Annotated in this window: 11 protein-coding genes; 2 read left to right on the forward strand and 9 right to left on the reverse strand. The window is 67.7% G+C overall.

Annotation, left to right across the window (positions count from 1 at the left end; all coding sequences use genetic code 11):
• Positions 1 to 11: 11 nt before the first annotated feature.
• From atpD to MF610_RS15580, 9 genes are all read right to left on the reverse strand, one after another.
• Positions 12 to 1,484, reverse strand: a complete 1,473-nt coding sequence (gene atpD / locus MF610_RS15540) for a F0F1 ATP synthase subunit beta (RefSeq protein WP_242199779.1) — start codon at positions 1,482 to 1,484, stop codon at positions 12 to 14.
• Positions 1,484 to 2,068, reverse strand: coding sequence for a hypothetical protein (locus MF610_RS15545; RefSeq protein WP_242199782.1), 585 nt, complete (start codon positions 2,066 to 2,068; stop codon positions 1,484 to 1,486). Before MF610_RS15545 ends, atpD begins: the two co-directional genes overlap by 1 nt.
• The gene (locus MF610_RS15550; RefSeq protein WP_242199786.1) at positions 2,068 to 2,946 is read right to left on the reverse strand and encodes a F0F1 ATP synthase subunit gamma; all 879 of its coding nucleotides are present in this window, start codon (positions 2,944 to 2,946) and stop codon (positions 2,068 to 2,070) included. The genes MF610_RS15545 and MF610_RS15550 overlap by 1 nt, the downstream gene beginning before the upstream one ends.
• 129 nt (positions 2,947 to 3,075) lie before the next feature.
• Positions 3,076 to 4,605 (reverse strand): F0F1 ATP synthase subunit alpha, encoded by a 1,530-nt coding sequence (atpA, locus tag MF610_RS15555; protein ID WP_242199814.1) that lies wholly within the window; start codon positions 4,603 to 4,605, stop codon positions 3,076 to 3,078.
• Between the two features lie 2 nt (positions 4,606 to 4,607).
• Positions 4,608 to 5,207, reverse strand: a complete 600-nt coding sequence (locus tag MF610_RS15560) for a F0F1 ATP synthase subunit delta (protein ID WP_242199816.1) — start codon at positions 5,205 to 5,207, stop codon at positions 4,608 to 4,610.
• Between the two features lie 413 nt (positions 5,208 to 5,620).
• Entirely contained in the window at positions 5,621 to 7,168 is a 1,548-nt protein-coding gene (locus MF610_RS15565) for a S1C family serine protease (protein WP_242199825.1), read from the reverse strand.
• An 88-nt stretch (positions 7,169 to 7,256) separates the two neighbouring features.
• Positions 7,257 to 8,771, reverse strand: coding sequence for a hypothetical protein (locus MF610_RS15570; protein WP_242199834.1), 1,515 nt, complete (start codon positions 8,769 to 8,771; stop codon positions 7,257 to 7,259).
• Positions 8,772 to 8,865: 94 nt separating this feature from the next.
• Positions 8,866 to 11,031 carry a primosomal protein N' gene (locus tag MF610_RS15575; RefSeq protein WP_242199837.1) on the reverse strand — a complete coding sequence of 722 codons (2,166 nt, stop codon included), beginning with the start codon at positions 11,029 to 11,031 and terminating at the stop codon, positions 8,866 to 8,868.
• Positions 11,032 to 11,171: 140 nt separating this feature from the next.
• A complete protein-coding gene (locus MF610_RS15580; RefSeq protein ID WP_242199838.1) occupies positions 11,172 to 13,247 on the reverse strand; it encodes a TonB-dependent receptor in 2,076 nt (691 codons plus the stop codon).
• 138 nt (positions 13,248 to 13,385) lie between these two features.
• On the opposite strand from MF610_RS15580, the gene MF610_RS15585 reads away from it, so the two are divergent.
• Together MF610_RS15585 and MF610_RS15590 are read left to right on the forward strand one after the other, a co-directional pair.
• The gene (locus MF610_RS15585) at positions 13,386 to 14,189 is read left to right on the forward strand and encodes an IclR family transcriptional regulator (RefSeq protein WP_242199840.1); all 804 of its coding nucleotides are present in this window, start codon (positions 13,386 to 13,388) and stop codon (positions 14,187 to 14,189) included.
• A gap of 301 nt (positions 14,190 to 14,490) precedes the next feature.
• On the forward strand, positions 14,491 to 15,780 hold the full coding sequence (locus MF610_RS15590; RefSeq protein WP_242199866.1) for an L-fuconate dehydratase: 1,290 nt from the start codon (positions 14,491 to 14,493) through the stop codon (positions 15,778 to 15,780).
• The last annotated feature ends 206 nt before the right edge of the window (positions 15,781 to 15,986 follow it).

Raw genomic sequence — 15,986 nt, forward strand, 5'->3', positions numbered from 1 at the left:
GGAACAGCGCTTTAAGCGTCCTGCGCCATCTTCTGCGCCTTGGCGACGACTTCGTCGATGCCGCCGACCATGTAGAAGGCCGATTCCGGCAGGTGGTCGTACTCGCCCTCGACGACCGCCTTGAACGACTTCACCGTGTCTTCCAGCGCAACGAACTTGCCGCTGATGCCGGTGAAGACCTCGGCGACGTGGAACGGCTGGCTAAGGAACTTCTGGATCTTGCGGGCGCGGGCGACCGTGACCTTATCCTCTTCGCTCAGCTCGTCCATGCCGAGGATGGCGATGATGTCCTGCAGCGACTTGTAGCGCTGGAGCAGCGACTGCACGGCGCGCGCCGTGTCGTAATGCTCCTGACCCACCGTGCGCGGTTCGAGGACGCGGCTGGTCGAATCGAGCGGATCGACCGCCGGATAGATGCCGAGTTCCGAGATCGCACGGTTGAGCACGGTCGTCGCGTCCAGGTGGGCGAACGAGGTGGCCGGCGCCGGATCGGTCAAATCGTCGGCGGGGACGTAGATCGCCTGCACCGAGGTGATCGATCCCTTGTTGGTCGAGGTGATGCGCTCCTGCAGCGCACCCATGTCGGTCGACAGCGTCGGCTGATAGCCCACCGCCGACGGGATGCGGCCGAGCAGCGCCGACACTTCCGAACCCGCCTGGGTAAAGCGGAAGATGTTGTCGACGAAGAACAGCACGTCCTGCCCTTCGACGTCGCGGAAATATTCGGCGATCGTCAGGCCCGACAGCGCGACGCGGGCGCGCGCGCCCGGCGGCTCGTTCATCTGGCCGTAAACCAGCGCGACCTTCGATCCCTCGCTGGTCGGATTGCCTTCGGCATCCTTGGCGATGACGCCCGCGTCGAGGAATTCGTGGTACAGGTCGTTGCCTTCGCGGGTCCGCTCACCCACGCCGGCGAACACCGACGTGCCGCCATGGCCCTTGGCGATGTTGTTGATCAGTTCCTGAATGAGCACGGTCTTGCCGACACCCGCGCCGCCGAACAGGCCGATCTTGCCGCCCTTCGCGTACGGGGCGAGCAGGTCGATGACCTTGATGCCGGTGACGAGGATCGCGCTCTCGGTCGACTGGTCGACGAACAGCGGCGCCGATGCGTGGATCGGGGCGGTGGTTTCGGCGCCGACCGGGCCACGCTCGTCGATCGGCTCGCCGACGACGTTCAGGATGCGGCCGAGCGTCTTGGGGCCGACCGGCACGCGGATCTGCGATCCGGTGTCGCGCACCGCCTGACCGCGGGTCAGACCCTCGGTCGCGTCCATCGCGATCGTGCGGACGGTGCTCTCGCCCAGATGCTGTGCGACTTCGAGGACCAGCCGGTTGCCGTTATTGTCGGTTTCGAGCGCCGACAGGATCGAGGGCAGCTCGCCGTCGAACGTCACGTCGACGACCGCGCCGATCACCTGGCTGATGCGGCCGGTATTGTTGGTGCTGCCCTGCGGGGCGTAGGTGTCTGCGGCGGTTGCCATTACGGGTTCCTCGGGTGGCTGTCCCCGGCCTGGGGCGCGGGACGGGTAAAGGTCACGACCAGACGGCGACCGCCGTCGATCGGTTCACGGGTAATCTGGTAATCGGCGCCGGGCAGGGTGCCCTTGGCCGGGCTCTCGGTCATGATGCCGCGCTTGACGTCGTCGCGACCGGGCAGGTTCATCGACGCCAGCGGACGATCGACCCAGCGCGCGAACTGCTCCTTGGCGAACGGGCTGGAATCGAGGTTGACGATATCCAGCGCGAAGCGAAGCTCGCCGATCCGGAGCGCATCGCCGGTCACCGTCAGATTGGCGGTGTTGACCGGGGTGATCGACGGATCTGCCATCGGCGTCGGCTGCGCCTTGGCGACGAAGGCACCACCGTCCGGCGCATAGGCCGACAGGCGAAACCCCATGCCGTTCAGCAGCTCGATCGTCCTGGGCGCATCGCCCAATACGGTCGCCCAGCCGCCGGTGACGAACGGCGTCGGCGTCGCGCGCGGCTTTTCCGCCGCCTTGTCGGCAGCTGGCTGGCCACAGCCGGCCAGCGTGGCGGCGAGCGCCAGCAGGACGGCACGCCGCATCACAGCGCTTCGGCGCCCGAGATGATCTCGACCAGTTCGGTCGTGATCGCGGCCTGACGCGTGCGGTTATATTCGATGGTCAGGCGGTTGATCAGGTCGCCCGCATTGCGCGTGGCGTTGTCCATCGCCGTCATCTTCGAACCTTGTTCGGACGCGGCGTTTTCCTTCATCGCGCGATAAATCTGCACCGCGATGTTGGTCGGCAACAGGCTGTCGAGGATCGCTTCCTCGCTCGGCTCATATTCGACCACCGCGTCGGCGGCGGGCTGGGCCGACTGCGCAGGGATCTTGACCGGGATCAGCTGCTGCTCGGTCGGCTCCTGCGTCAGCACCGTCTTGAACGTGGCATAGAACAGGTGCGCGACGTCGAACTCGCCCGCGGTGAAGCGGCGGATCAGGTCGTCGGCATAGCCCTTCGCATCGGCGAAGGTCAGCTTGCCGAGATCGCCCGGCTCGACCGCGTGAACGAAGCCGTCACGGAACTGGCGCGCCAGCACCGCTCGACCCTTGCGGCCGATCGTCAGGAACTTGACGGTCTTGCCCTGTTCCTGCAGCTCCAATGCACGGCGACGGGCGAGGCGGGCGATGTTCGAATTGAACGCGCCGGCCAGACCCTTGTCCGACGTCGCGACGACGAACAGATGGACCTGATCGCGGCCATGGCCGGCGAGCAGCGGCGAGCTGCCCTCGGTGATCTGCGCGGTACGCGCCAGGCTGGCGACGACCTGCTCGACGCGCTGGGCATAGGGACGACCGGCCTCGGCCGCCTCCTGCGCGCGGCGCAGCTTGGCGGCGGCGACCATCTTCATCGCCTTGGTGATCTTCTGCGTCGACTTCACCGAGCCGATGCGCAGTTTCAGGGCCTTGAGTGACGCCATGTTCTTCTTCCTGCTCCCTCTCTCCGCTGTGCGGGGAGAGGGTCGGGGAGAGGGGGCTTCGTTACCGAGTGGCCCGCACTTCCCCTCTCCCAACCCTCTCCCCGCAAGCGGAGAGAGGGCTAGTGGATCTTACGCGAAGGTCTTCGCGAAGTGGTCGAGCGCGGCCTTCAGCCCCGACTTCGCCTCGTCGCCCAGATCCTTGGTGTCGCGGATCTTGGCCAGCACCTGCGGGTGGTTCGCCTTGAGGTCCGACAGCATCGCCTGCTCATAGCGGGTGACGTCGTTCACCGCGACGGTGTCGAGATAGCCCTGCGTGCCGGCGAAGATCGATGCGACCTGTTCCTCGAACGGCATCGGCGAGAACTGTGCCTGCTTGAGCAGCTCGGTCAGGCGCGCACCGCGGTTCAGCAGCTTCTGCGTCGAAGCGTCGAGGTCCGATCCGAACTGCGCGAACGCCGCCATTTCGCGGTACTGCGCCAGCTCCAGCTTGATCGAGCCTGCGACCTTCTTCATCGCCTTGGTCTGCGCGGCGGAACCGACGCGGCTGACCGAGAGGCCGACGTTGATCGCGGGGCGGATGCCGGCGAAGAACAGGTCGGTTTCGAGGAAGATCTGACCATCGGTGATCGAGATCACGTTGGTCGGGATGTACGCCGATACGTCGCCCGCCTGCGTCTCGATGATCGGCAGCGCGGTCAGCGAGCCGCCGCCATTGGCGTCCGACATCTTGGCGGCGCGCTCCAGCAGGCGGCTGTGCAGATAGAACACGTCGCCCGGATAGGCTTCGCGGCCCGGCGGACGGCGCAGCAGCAGCGACATCTGACGATACGCGACGGCCTGCTTCGACAGATCGTCGAACACGATCAGCGCATGCATCGCGTTGTCGCGGAAATATTCGCCCATCGCGGTGCCGGTGTACGGCGCCAGATACTGGAGCGGGGCGGGGTCCGACGCGGTCGCAGCGACGACGATCGAATATTCCATCGCGCCGTTTTCTTCGAGCGTGCGCACCAGCTGGGCGACGGTCGAGCGCTTCTGGCCGACGGCGACATAGACGCAATAGAGCTTCTTGCTTTCGTCATCGCCCGCATTCGCGGTCTTCTGGTTGATGAAGGTGTCGATCGCGACCGCCGACTTGCCGGTCTGGCGATCGCCGATGATCAACTCGCGCTGGCCACGGCCGACGGGGACGAGGGCGTCGATCGCCTTCAGGCCCGACTGCATCGGTTCCGAAACCGACTGGCGCGGGATGATGCCCGGTGCCTTCACGTCGACGCGGGCGCGCTTTTCGCTGACGATGGGGCCCTTGCCGTCGATCGGGTTGCCGAGGCCATCGACCACGCGACCCAGCAGCCCCTTGCCGACGGGAACGTCGACGATGGTGCCGGTGCGCTTGACGGTGTCGCCTTCCTTGATCGACGAATCCGATCCGAAGATCACGACGCCGACGTTATCGGCTTCGAGGTTCAGCGCCATGCCCTGGATGCCGCCGCCGAACTCGACCATTTCGCCCGCCTGGACGTTGTCGAGCCCGTGGATGCGGGCGATGCCGTCACCGACCGACAGCACCTGGCCGACTTCCGAAACCTGCGCTTCGGTGCCGAAATTGGCGATCTGGTCGCGGATGACCTTCGAGATTTCTGCGGCGCGGATATCCATGTTCAGCCTTTCATCGCGTGCGCGAGCGTGTTCAGTCGGGTCTTGATCGAGCTATCGATCATCTGGCTGCCGATCTTCACGACCAGTCCGCCAAGGAGAGTAGGGTCGACCTTCAGGTCGATGGCGACCTCGCGGCCGACACGGTGGCGCAGCTGCTGCTTGAGCGCGTCCACCTGCGAATCGTTGAGCGGGTGCGCCGAGACGACCTCCGCATTGGTTTCACCCCGGCTGCGCGCGGCAAGCTCGCGGAACGCGCGGATGATCGCGGGCAGGTCGCCCAGCCGGCGGTTCTGCGCCAGCACGCCGAGGAAATTGGCGGTCAGCGGATCGAGGCCCAGTACCGGGACCAGCGCGGTCAGCGCCCGGCCGGCTTCGTCGCGGCCGATCAGCGGGCTCTTCACCAGCGCCGCAAGGTCGTCCGATTCGGCGATCGCCGCCGACAGCGTCTTCAGGCTCGATTCGACCGCGGTCAGCTGTCCCTGCTGCTCGGCGAGGCCGAACAGCGCGGTCGCATAGCGCCCGCCCAGGCTCGCCTGGATCGTACCGCCAGTAGTTCCGCTGGATGTCTCCACGCGCGCGTCCTTGTCAGGGGTCAACTTCATACGTCCCATGCGGGTAGGGGCGCTTGCATTCCCAACCGCCGTCGCGAACCGATGTCGCGCCGCTGACCGGCCCATGCGCCCCCGATGGGTCGTGGGGCCGCTAGCATCGGTGTCACGATTTCGCAAGCTTTGTGGGACGGCGGATGGCGGGTTGTGATTCGTACCGAAGCTGAACGGGGGATTATTGGAGGGGTAGAAGGAAGTTTGGTCACGCGAAGGCGCGGAGGGGTTGCGCCCAGGCCTGATCCATTCGCCTTGGAAACAAACGTCATCCCAGCGCAGGCTGGGATTTCCCAATGACAGCGCGCAGCAGGAGCCGCGGGAGACCCCAGCCTTCGCTGGGGTGACGCTCGAGGCAAATATCAAACGCCGGACGCAACTCCTCCGCGTCCTCGCGCCTTCGCGTGAAAACCCTACTTCGCCGCGGTACAGCGATACACCAGCCGCTCGTTCGCCTGTGCCGGCAGCGCGGTGCGAATCGCCGATTGCTGCGTCGCCAGCGCCGCGCGGCCGCCGGTGTCTGCGGCGCAGGCCTTTTGCTGCACCTGCCCGCGCAACGATCGCGCACGGGTCATCGCCTCGGCCGACAGCAGATAGCGGGTGTTGGTATAGCTGCCGCTGACCGGATCGAAGCGCAGCACCGATACGGTCGCGTCCTCGCTCGGCACGAGGATGCGTTCCCAGCCACCGCCCGGCGCCTCGGCATATTGGGTGCGGCCGTTCATGCAGCCATCGGCGCGCCAGTCGAAGCGGACGGTTTCCACCGGCGACAGGATGATGCGGCTGCGTTCGGGCACCAGCGTGCACGACAGCGCCCCGTTCAGCGGCGCCACGCGGGTCGCGGCGGTGCGGCCCGATTCGTCGGCAGCAGCGACCGAGTCCGGATCGAAATCGGGCCGCAGGACAAAGGTGACGATCGCGCCGAGCAACAGCACCCCGCCGCCGATCCCGGCATAGATCGCCTGCCGCTTCTGCCCACGCGTCGCCAGCAACCCGGCCCCGCCCGCCGCCAGCACCGACAGCGCCAGCAACAGCGCGGCCAGCGCGATCATGTTCTCGCGGGTTTCGGCATTGTCGGCCTTCGCCTTTTCCAATGCCGTCTCGCGTTCGTCGCGCGCGCGTTCGGCGGCGGCGCGGGCGCGTTCGCGATCTTCGACGCTCTGCCGTTCGGCATCGGCGCGGTCGCGCGCATCGGCATCGGCCAGCGTCAGGCAGGGAGTGGCGATGGTCGACACCGGCTGGCTCGCCTCGCGCAGGAACGCGATCAGTTCGGAATCGGCGATGGCGAAGGCGAAGCTCGCATCGCCCTCTTCGCCGCGAGTCAGCGCCGAATTGACGCCCAGCACCCGGCCGCAGCGGTCGAGCAGCGGCCCGCCCGAATTGCCGCGCGCGATGCTGGCGGTATGGACCAGCACCGACGTGCCTTCGAGCGTGCGGTTGCCCGACATTACCCCCTGCGATCGCACCGGCGCGGTCGGCGTCACGAAATCATCGGCCGACCGCGCGGTGGCAAGGTCGACATTGCCGGGATAGCCCAGCGCGATCAGCGGGTCGCTCTCCCCCAACGACCCGGTATAGAGGGTCAGCGGCGGCAGGCGCACGCCGCTCACCTCGATCAGCGCGAGGTCGCGCGACTTGTCGAGGCGCAGCACGCGACCCTCGAACGACTTGTCGCCCTCCGAAGGGACCACGCCGACCACGGCCTCGCCCGGATAGCGCTCCAGCAGCTCGACGACATGCGCGTTGGTGACGATCCGGCCGGGCGCGACCGCGAAGCCGGTGCCGTGCTCGACATCGACCATCTCGCCATCGACCGTCGCGATCACCACGACACGGACGACGCCGCGCGCCGCCGCCGACACGTCGTCGGCCCGTGCCGGCGCGGTGAACACCAGCAGCGCGGCGAGCGTGGCCAGCCAGCAGGTCAGCAATCGCATGATCGGCATAACGTCTTTCCCCATGACGCCGCCGTTTCGGGCAAAGCGACGCGCGGGGCAAGGGGGCGCGGGCCCGAACCGCAACCCGCGCAGCCGCCTGTTTCCAAACGGCCTATCCGGCCTCGTCCTCGCCCTGCTGCACCTTCGACCCGCCCCGCCAGCGGGTCAGCGCCGCCGCCCCGCCGTCGCGGTCGATGATCGCGATCAGTTCGGCGGCGAAGGCGGCGGTGGCCCCGCCATGCGGCGCATAGGCGACCGGCCCCAGCACGCGTTTCGCCTCGGCCGCGCGATCGGTTTCCAGCAGCACCCGCGCCGCCTCCATCCGCAACCCCCGGTCCTGCGGTCCCAGCGCATGGGCGCGCAGCAGCGCGTCGCGCGCATTCTGGTTAGGCGCCTGTCCCGGCACCTGGAAGGTGCGATAGAACAGCCGCAGCGGCTGGGGATCGTCATGCTCGATCCGGTTGGCGGCCAGGAACGACTTGCGAATATCCTTCCACCGATTCGGATCGGCGTCGCGGGCCGCGCGTGCCTGCGCCATCTGCGCCATGCCGAGATAGACATGGGCATCGCCGCGCTTTGCATCGGCGGCGATCGCGCGGCGTGCGGCCGCTTCGGCCGCGGCATAGTTGCCCGCGTCATATTCGGCTTCGGCCAGCGCGACCTGCGCCGCCGGATCATTGGGATAGGGCGCGGCAGCCCGCTGCGCCATCGGCAGCAGCTCGATCGCCTGCTTGCGGTTGACGCCGCGGTCCGACCGGATGCGCGCGGGCATCGTCGCCGCTTCGCCCGGGGTCAGCGCCCGCACCGTCACCTTCGCTGCCGGCACCATCGCCTTGGGCAGCGTCGAATAGCGCAGGCCCGTGCGGGCATAGCGCGCCATGTCGCGATCAAGCGCGCGCAGGTCGCCGAACGCGGCCGCCGCCTTCGTCGCCGGTTCGCCCTTGGCGACCGCCTGCATGAACGTGTCGAGCTGCCCGCGCCGCGCCGGGTCGAGCAGCAGCATATGCGTCAGCAGCCAGCCGCCGGCATAGAGCGCGGGGCGATCCACCTTGTCGGGATCGCCGGTCAGCAGCGCGCTGGCCGATACCGGCAGGCCGTTTGCGAACTGTCGCGCGCGGTACATCGGCGGGCGGGCGATCTCGATCGATCCGTCGTCGCGGAAGCGGGTGGGGGCAAAGAACTCCGCGAACCCTTCGACATACCATGCCGGGAACGCGGCTTCGGCCCAGTTCGACAGCATGAAATGATGGGTATATTCGTGGAACAGCACCTCTTCGGGGTCGATGCCGTTGCCCGGTGCGGTCCTCGGCACGAATGCCACCGATCCGCCGGCACGGGGGATATAGAAGCCCGCGACGTTGCTCGACCGCGCCAGCCGGTTGATGCTGCTGATATCGCCGGTGCGATAGACGACGACGCGGTTGGGCGCCGCGATCGGCGTCGTCGGCATCTTGGTCAGCAACCGCAGCGTGGCATCGAACCGTTCGAGCCGCTCGGCAAAGCGCGCGACATCGTCGGCCCGGTCGTCGGAATAGACGATGAAGTGATCCGACCGCGCCTCATGCCATTCGGCCTGCGCCGCCACCGGCCAGAGCACGGTTAACGCCGCCAACAGCTTGCGAATCATGCGCGACTCCCGATCGTTCCGGCGGGTTCTATGGCGTGGTACGGATGCCGGATAGGGCGTAATGGCATCGATTAGAGCCCCTAAGCCGTCCCGCCTACACGAAACTATACGGATCGACGTCGACCGCCACCCGCACCTTCGTCCCCCATTCGACCCCGTCGAGCCATTCGCGGATGACGTCCTGCACGTCGAGCGCACGGGTGGCGTGGACCAGCAGGCGGAACCGGTGCCGCCCGCGCAGCATGGCGAGCGGGGCGGGGGCGGGGCCATAGACATGACACCCGTCGACCTGCGGTGCCGCACGCCCGATCGCCCGCGCGGTCGCCTCCGCCGCGGCCTTGTCCTCCGACGACACGATGATCGCCGCGTAGCGCCCGAACGGCGGCACCTCCGCCTCGCGCCGTGCCTCGGTCTCGGCGGCATAGAAGCTGTCGGCATCGCCCGAGATCAGCGCCTGCATTACCGGCGCATTCGGCTGCGTCGTCTGGATATAGACATGGCCGGGCTTGGTCCCGCGTCCCGCCCGGCCCGCCACCTGGGCGATCTGCTGAAAGGTGCGTTCGGACGCGCGCAAATCGCCGCCCTGCAGCCCCAGATCGGCGTCGATCACCCCGACACAGGTCAGGTTCGGAAAGTGATAGCCCTTGGTCACCAGCTGCGTGCCGACGACGATGTCGATATCGCCCGCCTCCATCCGCCCGACGAACTCCGCCGCCTTCGCCGGGGACCAGATGGTGTCCGACGTGACGATGGCGATCTTCGCGGTCGGCCACAGCGCCGCCGCCTCGTCGGCGATCCGCTCGACGCCGGGACCGCAGGCGACCAGCGCATCCTCCGCCTGGCATTCGGGGCAGGCGCGTGGCGTCGGGATGACATGGCCGCAATGGTGGCACGACAGCCGGTGGATCAGCCGGTGCTCGACCATCCATGCGGTGCAATTGGGGCATTGGAAGCGGTGCCCGCACGACCGGCACAGCGTCAGCGGCGCATAGCCGCGCCGGTTGAGGAACAGCAAAGCCTGTTCCTTGCGGGCGAGCGTCTCGTCGATCGCCTTGACCAGCGGCGCCGCGATCCAGCGGCCGCGTTCGGGCGGTTGCTCGATCAGGTCGATCGGTTCGATCGACGGCAACTGCGCCTTGCCATAGCGGCCGGGCAGCTTGACCTCGGTATAGCGGCCTTGCGCCACCTGTTGCCGGGTCTCGATCGCCGGGGTCGCGCTGGCGAGGATGACGGCGCATTTCTCGAACAGCCCGCGCATCACCGCGACGTCGCGGGCGTGATAATGCACGCCCTCTTCCTGCTTGAAGCTCGTCTCGTGCGCCTCGTCGACGACGATCAGCCCCAGATCGGCATAGGGCAGGAACAGCGCCGATCGTGCGCCAACGACGACCTTCGCCTGGCCGCTGGCGATCGCGCGCCACGCACGGCGGCGCTGGGTGGAGCGCAGGTCGCTGTGCCACGGCACCGGCTCGCAGCCGAAGCGTGCGGTGAAGCGCTTCAGGAACGGTTCGGTCAGCGCAATCTCGGGCAGCAGCACCAGCACCTGCCGCCCCTGCCTCATCGCCGCCGCCACCGCCTCGAAATACACCTCGGTCTTGCCCGATCCGGTGACGCCGTCGAGCAGGAACGGGTGGAAGCTGTGCGCATCGACCGCCGTCGTCAGCTGGTCGGCCGCCGCCTGCTGGTCGCCCGACAATGTCGGTTGATGATGGTCGGGATCGGGCACCGGATAGGGCTGGTCGATATCGACCGACACCGCCTCGATCGCGCCGAGCTTCACCAGCCCGCGGACCACCGCGTCAGACACGTCGGCGAGTGTCGCCAGCTCGCGCACCAGTCCGCGCCGCTCGCCGATCCGCTCCAGCGCCTGTTCACGCTGCGGCGTCATCCGCTCCGGCACCACGCCGGTCGCGCGATACTCGATGGCGAGCTTCGCTCCCTCCAGCGCCGAGTTGGATGCGAGGCACATGCGCAGCACCGACGCCGGCGCGGCGAGATAATAGCCCGCCGTCCACTCGACCAATCGCCGGAGCGGCGCGGCGATCGGCGGCACGTCGGCAACGGCGAGCAGCGGGCGCAGCCGGTTGTCGCCGACCTCTTCGGTCGCCAGCCGCTCGGCATCCCATACCACGCCGACCAGCTGGCGGGGGCCGAGCGGGGCGGTGACGATCGAGCCGGGCTCGACCGTCAGCCCATGCGGCACGCGATAGTCGAGCGGCCCGAGTGCGGCGTTGAGCAGGAGGACGCGGGCGCGGGACATGGAGCGGTAGATAGGGTGTGTGGGGGCGGAATGGAATCCGCCGCCCACCTTCGTCGTCCCGGCGGGGCATCGCCGAGCTGCGCGTCGCTCTCCCACCCCCTTCGTCATTCCCGCCTGCGCGGGGACGACGATGGTGTGCGTTACAACGCCAGTCGCGCCGTCACCCGCACGTCCCGCCCGGCCAGCGGCGCGAAGTCCTTCAGGAAGCTGGCATGCCGCCGCGCCTCGACGTCGAAGATGTTGTTGGCCGACACCATCAACGTCGTCCGGCTGTCGCGCCCGAACGGCCGCAGCGATACCGATGCGTTGACCATCGTATAGGCCGGCGTCGTCGTCTCCAGATCGGCGACGCGGTCCTGGCGGGTCACATGCTCGACTTCGCCGCGCACCTGCACCATCCGGCCCTGTGCCTCGATGCCGCCCAGCACGCGCAGCGGCGGGATGCGCGGAGCGGGGCCGCGATCGACGATCGTCGCGCGGGTATAGTCGGCGAGGCCGTCTAGGTTGATCGCGGTCTCACCGAACTTGGCGACGCGCGCCGACGCCTCTGCCTCGAACCCCCACAGCCGCGCATCGGCCTGGCTGTACTGGAACACCGGCAGGTCGTCCTCGACCGCGCCGGTCGGGTTCTCATAGATGAAGTTGCGGAACCAGTTGTGATAGGCCGACAGCCCGAAGCTGTAGCCGTCGCCCGACCCCTTCAGCGTCGCCTCCAGCCCGTCGCTGATCTCCTTGGCGAAGGCCGGGTTGCCGATCTCGAACGCCTGCGTGCCGGCATGCGGGCCGTTGGCGAACAGTTCCTCGGCCGACGGCGCGCGCTCGGTATGGCTGGCGTTGATGCCGAAACGGACATTGTCGGCCAGCCCGACGCTACCGCCCAGCGACCCGGAGAAGCTGTCGAAGCCGCGCCGGATATTGTCGTTGCCCAGCAGCGCGTCGGCCGCGGCGCGCACGACGGTGTATTCGTAGCGCCCACCGGCCTCGGCCCGGAACGCGCCCATGTCGAACGACTGCAGCGTGAACAGGCCATATTGCTGCGTCTCGTTGCGCGGCACGAACTTCTCGTCGCCCTGCACATTGAAGTCGCGGATGAACATCTGTCCACCCACCGCGCCGCGCCAGCCGCCGCGCGCCGCCTGCACCAGCTCGAGGCGCGCTTCGACGCTCTTGTTGAAGAAGCTGGTACCGATCTCGCCGGTATCCTCGATCTCGTCATGGCGATAATCGGCGAAGCCGGCGCGCAGGCGGATCTTTTCGAGCAGCCCGTCGCCGGTATTCACCTCGGCCCGCACGTCGGCGCGGGTCTGCTGGACATGCAGCGTCACTTCCTCCGCCTCGCCGCCGTCGAGCGAATAGCGCACCGGTACGCCGTAGCGATTGTCGAGATGGTTGACCGAAAAGCCGAGATTGCCGGTTTCGGTCACGATCGCCGCACCGCCCGCGACCTCCCACATTTCCGACTGCGAATTGGGCAGCTTGCCGCGCAGGTCGGCCAGCTGGCGAATGTCGGCATCGGCGCTCGCCGCCGCCTGCGCCCGCAGTGGCCGCGAGAGGATATAGCCGCCGGTGTTCAGGTCGTCGGTCTTGCCGTACGTGCCGTCGAGGTGGAACACGACCTTGTCGGTCACCGGCACGTCGACCGCCGCCGATGCGCTACGCTCGTTCGCGGCCGAACCATAGGTGGCGAGCGCGTCGACATGGACCGGCTCGTCCGGCACCCGGCGCGGGATGCGGCTGTCGATGACGTTGACCACGCCGCCGATCGCCGACGACCCGAACAGCAGCGCCGCCGGCCCGCGCAGGACCTCGATCCGGTCGGCGGTCAACGGGTTGATCGCGACGGCATGGTCGACCGAAGTGTTCGACACGTCGAAGCTGCCGATACCGTCGGTCAGCACGCGCACCCGCTCCCCCTGCAACCCGCGCAGCACCGGGCGCGACGCGTTGGGACCGAAGCTGGTGGCCGACACGCCCGGCTGGCGCGCCAGCGTCTCGCCGATCGTCGGGCGCAGTTCGCGGGTCAGTTCCTCGCCGCTCAGCACGCTGGTGCCCGACAGCACATCGGCCTGGTTGCGCTGATAGGGGGCGGTGACGATGATCTCCGCCGGCGCCTCGCGGTGATAGCTGTCGCCTGCCGGGGCCGGCGTGCTCTGGGCATGGGCGGTGGCGGGCAGGATCAGGGCGGTGCTCGACAGCCACAGGGCGGGACGGAACATTGCGGGGCGACTCCAAGTTACACGAACCTGCCGCGCCTAGCGCAAGATGATACAACATACCACATCCTTTGTGCGTCGCAGCGCCTTGCACGCGGCGTCGCCTTGCGCGTCCGCTTTTTTCCGGCGAATGTCGCGATCATGACGAGCCAGGAACCCGACCCCGCCGACACCGATGCTACCGACGACCGCCGCTATCGCGCGCCCGCGCTGGAAAAGGGGCTCGACATCCTCGAACTGCTCGCCGGCGTCGCGACGCCGCTGACGCTGACGCAGATCGTGCAGCGGCTGGGGCGGTCGCATGGCGAGTTGTTCCGCATGGTACAGGTGCTGGAATATCGCGGCTATCTGACGACCGAGGCGGGGGGCGAGGGCTATACGCTCAGCGACCGCCTGTTCTCGCTCGGCATGAACCAGCCGCGCACCCGCTATCTGATCGAGGTCGCGCTGCCCGAAATGCGACGGCTGGCGCAGGAAACCGGCCAGTCATGCCATGTCGCGGTCCACACCATGGGCGACATGGCGGTGATCGCGCGGATGGAATCGGCGGACCAGTTGGGCTTCTCGGTTCGCGTCGGTTATCGTCGGCCGATGTTGCAGGCGGCGTCGGGCGTGGTCCTCTACGCCTTCCAGCCGGCCGACGTTCGCGCCCGCTGGGAAGCGTTGCTCGATCCGGTGCCGAGCGCCGACGCGCTCGCCGCCTTTCGCAGCCATGCCGAGGAAGTGGCGGTCAGCGGCATCGAACGTACCCCCAGCCGCTTCGTCAGCGGCGTGACCGACCTGTCCGCCCCGATCCTGCGCGGCGGTGCTGCGGCGGCGGCACTGACCATGCCCTATCTGTCGAAACTGGCGGAGGTCGATGCGATCGATGCGGCGGCAGCTGCGGTGCAGGCGGCGGCGGCGCGCATTTCGGAACAGCTGGTGGACGACGATCACCATCCGTGAGGGGTAATGGTCTGAAGCGAACCGCCTTCCCATCCCTGTTCGCCAGCCCCGCGCAGGCGGGATCCATAGACGCAGCGGCAGCGCCCTTGCCCGAACATCGGCGTGTATGGATCCCCGCCTTCGCGGGGATGACGAAAATTGATGGACCGCTGGCATGCAGCGGGGACTTTCCATACACCCAGCCGACGCTTTCCAGTTGCAAGCAAAAATCCGTTCACATATGAAAACCGTTCGGCATCGGTGTCGATGACCGGAACGGGGCGGATCGATCATCATGGGCGGCGCCCCATGGGGGCTGTGCATGACGATCATCACCCGGCTATCGGTCCACGACATCCGGTTTCCGACTTCGGCCTTTCTCGACGGGTCGGACGCGATGAATCCGGAGCCGGACTATTCGGCCGCCTATTGCATCCTCGAAACCGACATGCCGGGGCTGGAAGGGCACGGCCTGACCTTCACCATCGGGCGCGGCAACGACCTGTGTTGCGCGGCGATCGCGACGCTGGCGCCGCTGGTCGAGGGACTGTCGCTCGATGCGATCCGCAGCGACGGCGCGGGCTTCTGGCGGCGGATGACCGGCGACAGCCAGTTGCGCTGGGTCGGCCCGGAAAAGGGGATCATCCACCTTGCCACCGGCGCCGTCGTCAACGCGGTGTGGGACTTGCTGGCCAAGGCCGCGGGCCTGCCGCTATGGGACTATATCGGGTCGATGAGCGCCGCCGAGATCGTCGGCCTGATCGATTTCCGCTACATGACCGACTGCATCACGCCTGAGGAAGCCGTCGCGCTGCTCGAGGAACGCGCGATCGGCAAGGCGGAGCGGCGCGCGACGTTGCTGGCGGACGGCTATCCGGCCTACACCACCTCGCCCGGCTGGCTCGGCTATTCGGACGAAAAGCTGGTGCGGCTGTGCAAGGCGGCGGTGGCCGACGGCTTTACCCATATCAAGCTGAAGGTCGGCGGCGATCCCGAAAACGACCGCCGCCGCGTCGCACTGGCGCGTGAAACGATCGGGCCCGACATCGACCTGATGATCGACGCGAACCAGGTATGGGAAGTCGATCAGGCGATCGCCCGGGTCAACGACCTCGCCTTCGCCAAGCCCCGCTTCATCGAGGAACCGACCTCGCCCGACGATGTCGAGGGGCACCGGGCGATCCGCGAAGGCGTGAAGCCGGTGCAGGTCGCCACCGGCGAGATGTGCCAGAACCGGATCGTCTTCAAACAATTCATCATGCGCCACGCGCTCGACGTGGTGCAGATCGACGCCTGCCGACTGGGCGGGGTGAACGAGGTGCTGGCGGTGCTGCTGATGGCGGCCAAGTTCAACCTCGCCGTCTGGCCGCATGCCGGTGGCGTGGGGCTGTGCGAATATGTCCAGCATCTCTCGATGATCGACTATCTGTGCTTCTCGGGCGTGAAGCACGACCGCGCGGCCGAGTTTGTCGATCACCTGCACGAACATTTCGTCGACCCGTGCATCGTGCGGAACGGGGCGTATGTCGCGCCGACCCGGCCGGGCTATTCGATCGAGATGAAGCGCGACTCGATGGACGCCCATCGCTGGACGGGCGGCGTAAAGGCCTGACCGACTGAAGCGTCACCCCAGCGAAGGCTGGGGTCTCCGGCGGCTCCTGCCCGGTGCTGTCACAGGGAGATCCCCGCCTTCGCTGGAATGACGTGTGGTCGACCGTTTCCCGAGGCGATGGAAGCTGATCGGCACTTGGCGTAACGATTCTTTGCCCGTCCGCGACAAATTGCGACAACTCGCGCATTGCGTCGACCGACGTCGGG

This window comes from Sphingomonas hankookensis (genome assembly GCF_022664465.1).
Taxonomy (GTDB): domain Bacteria; phylum Pseudomonadota; class Alphaproteobacteria; order Sphingomonadales; family Sphingomonadaceae; genus Sphingomonas; species Sphingomonas hankookensis.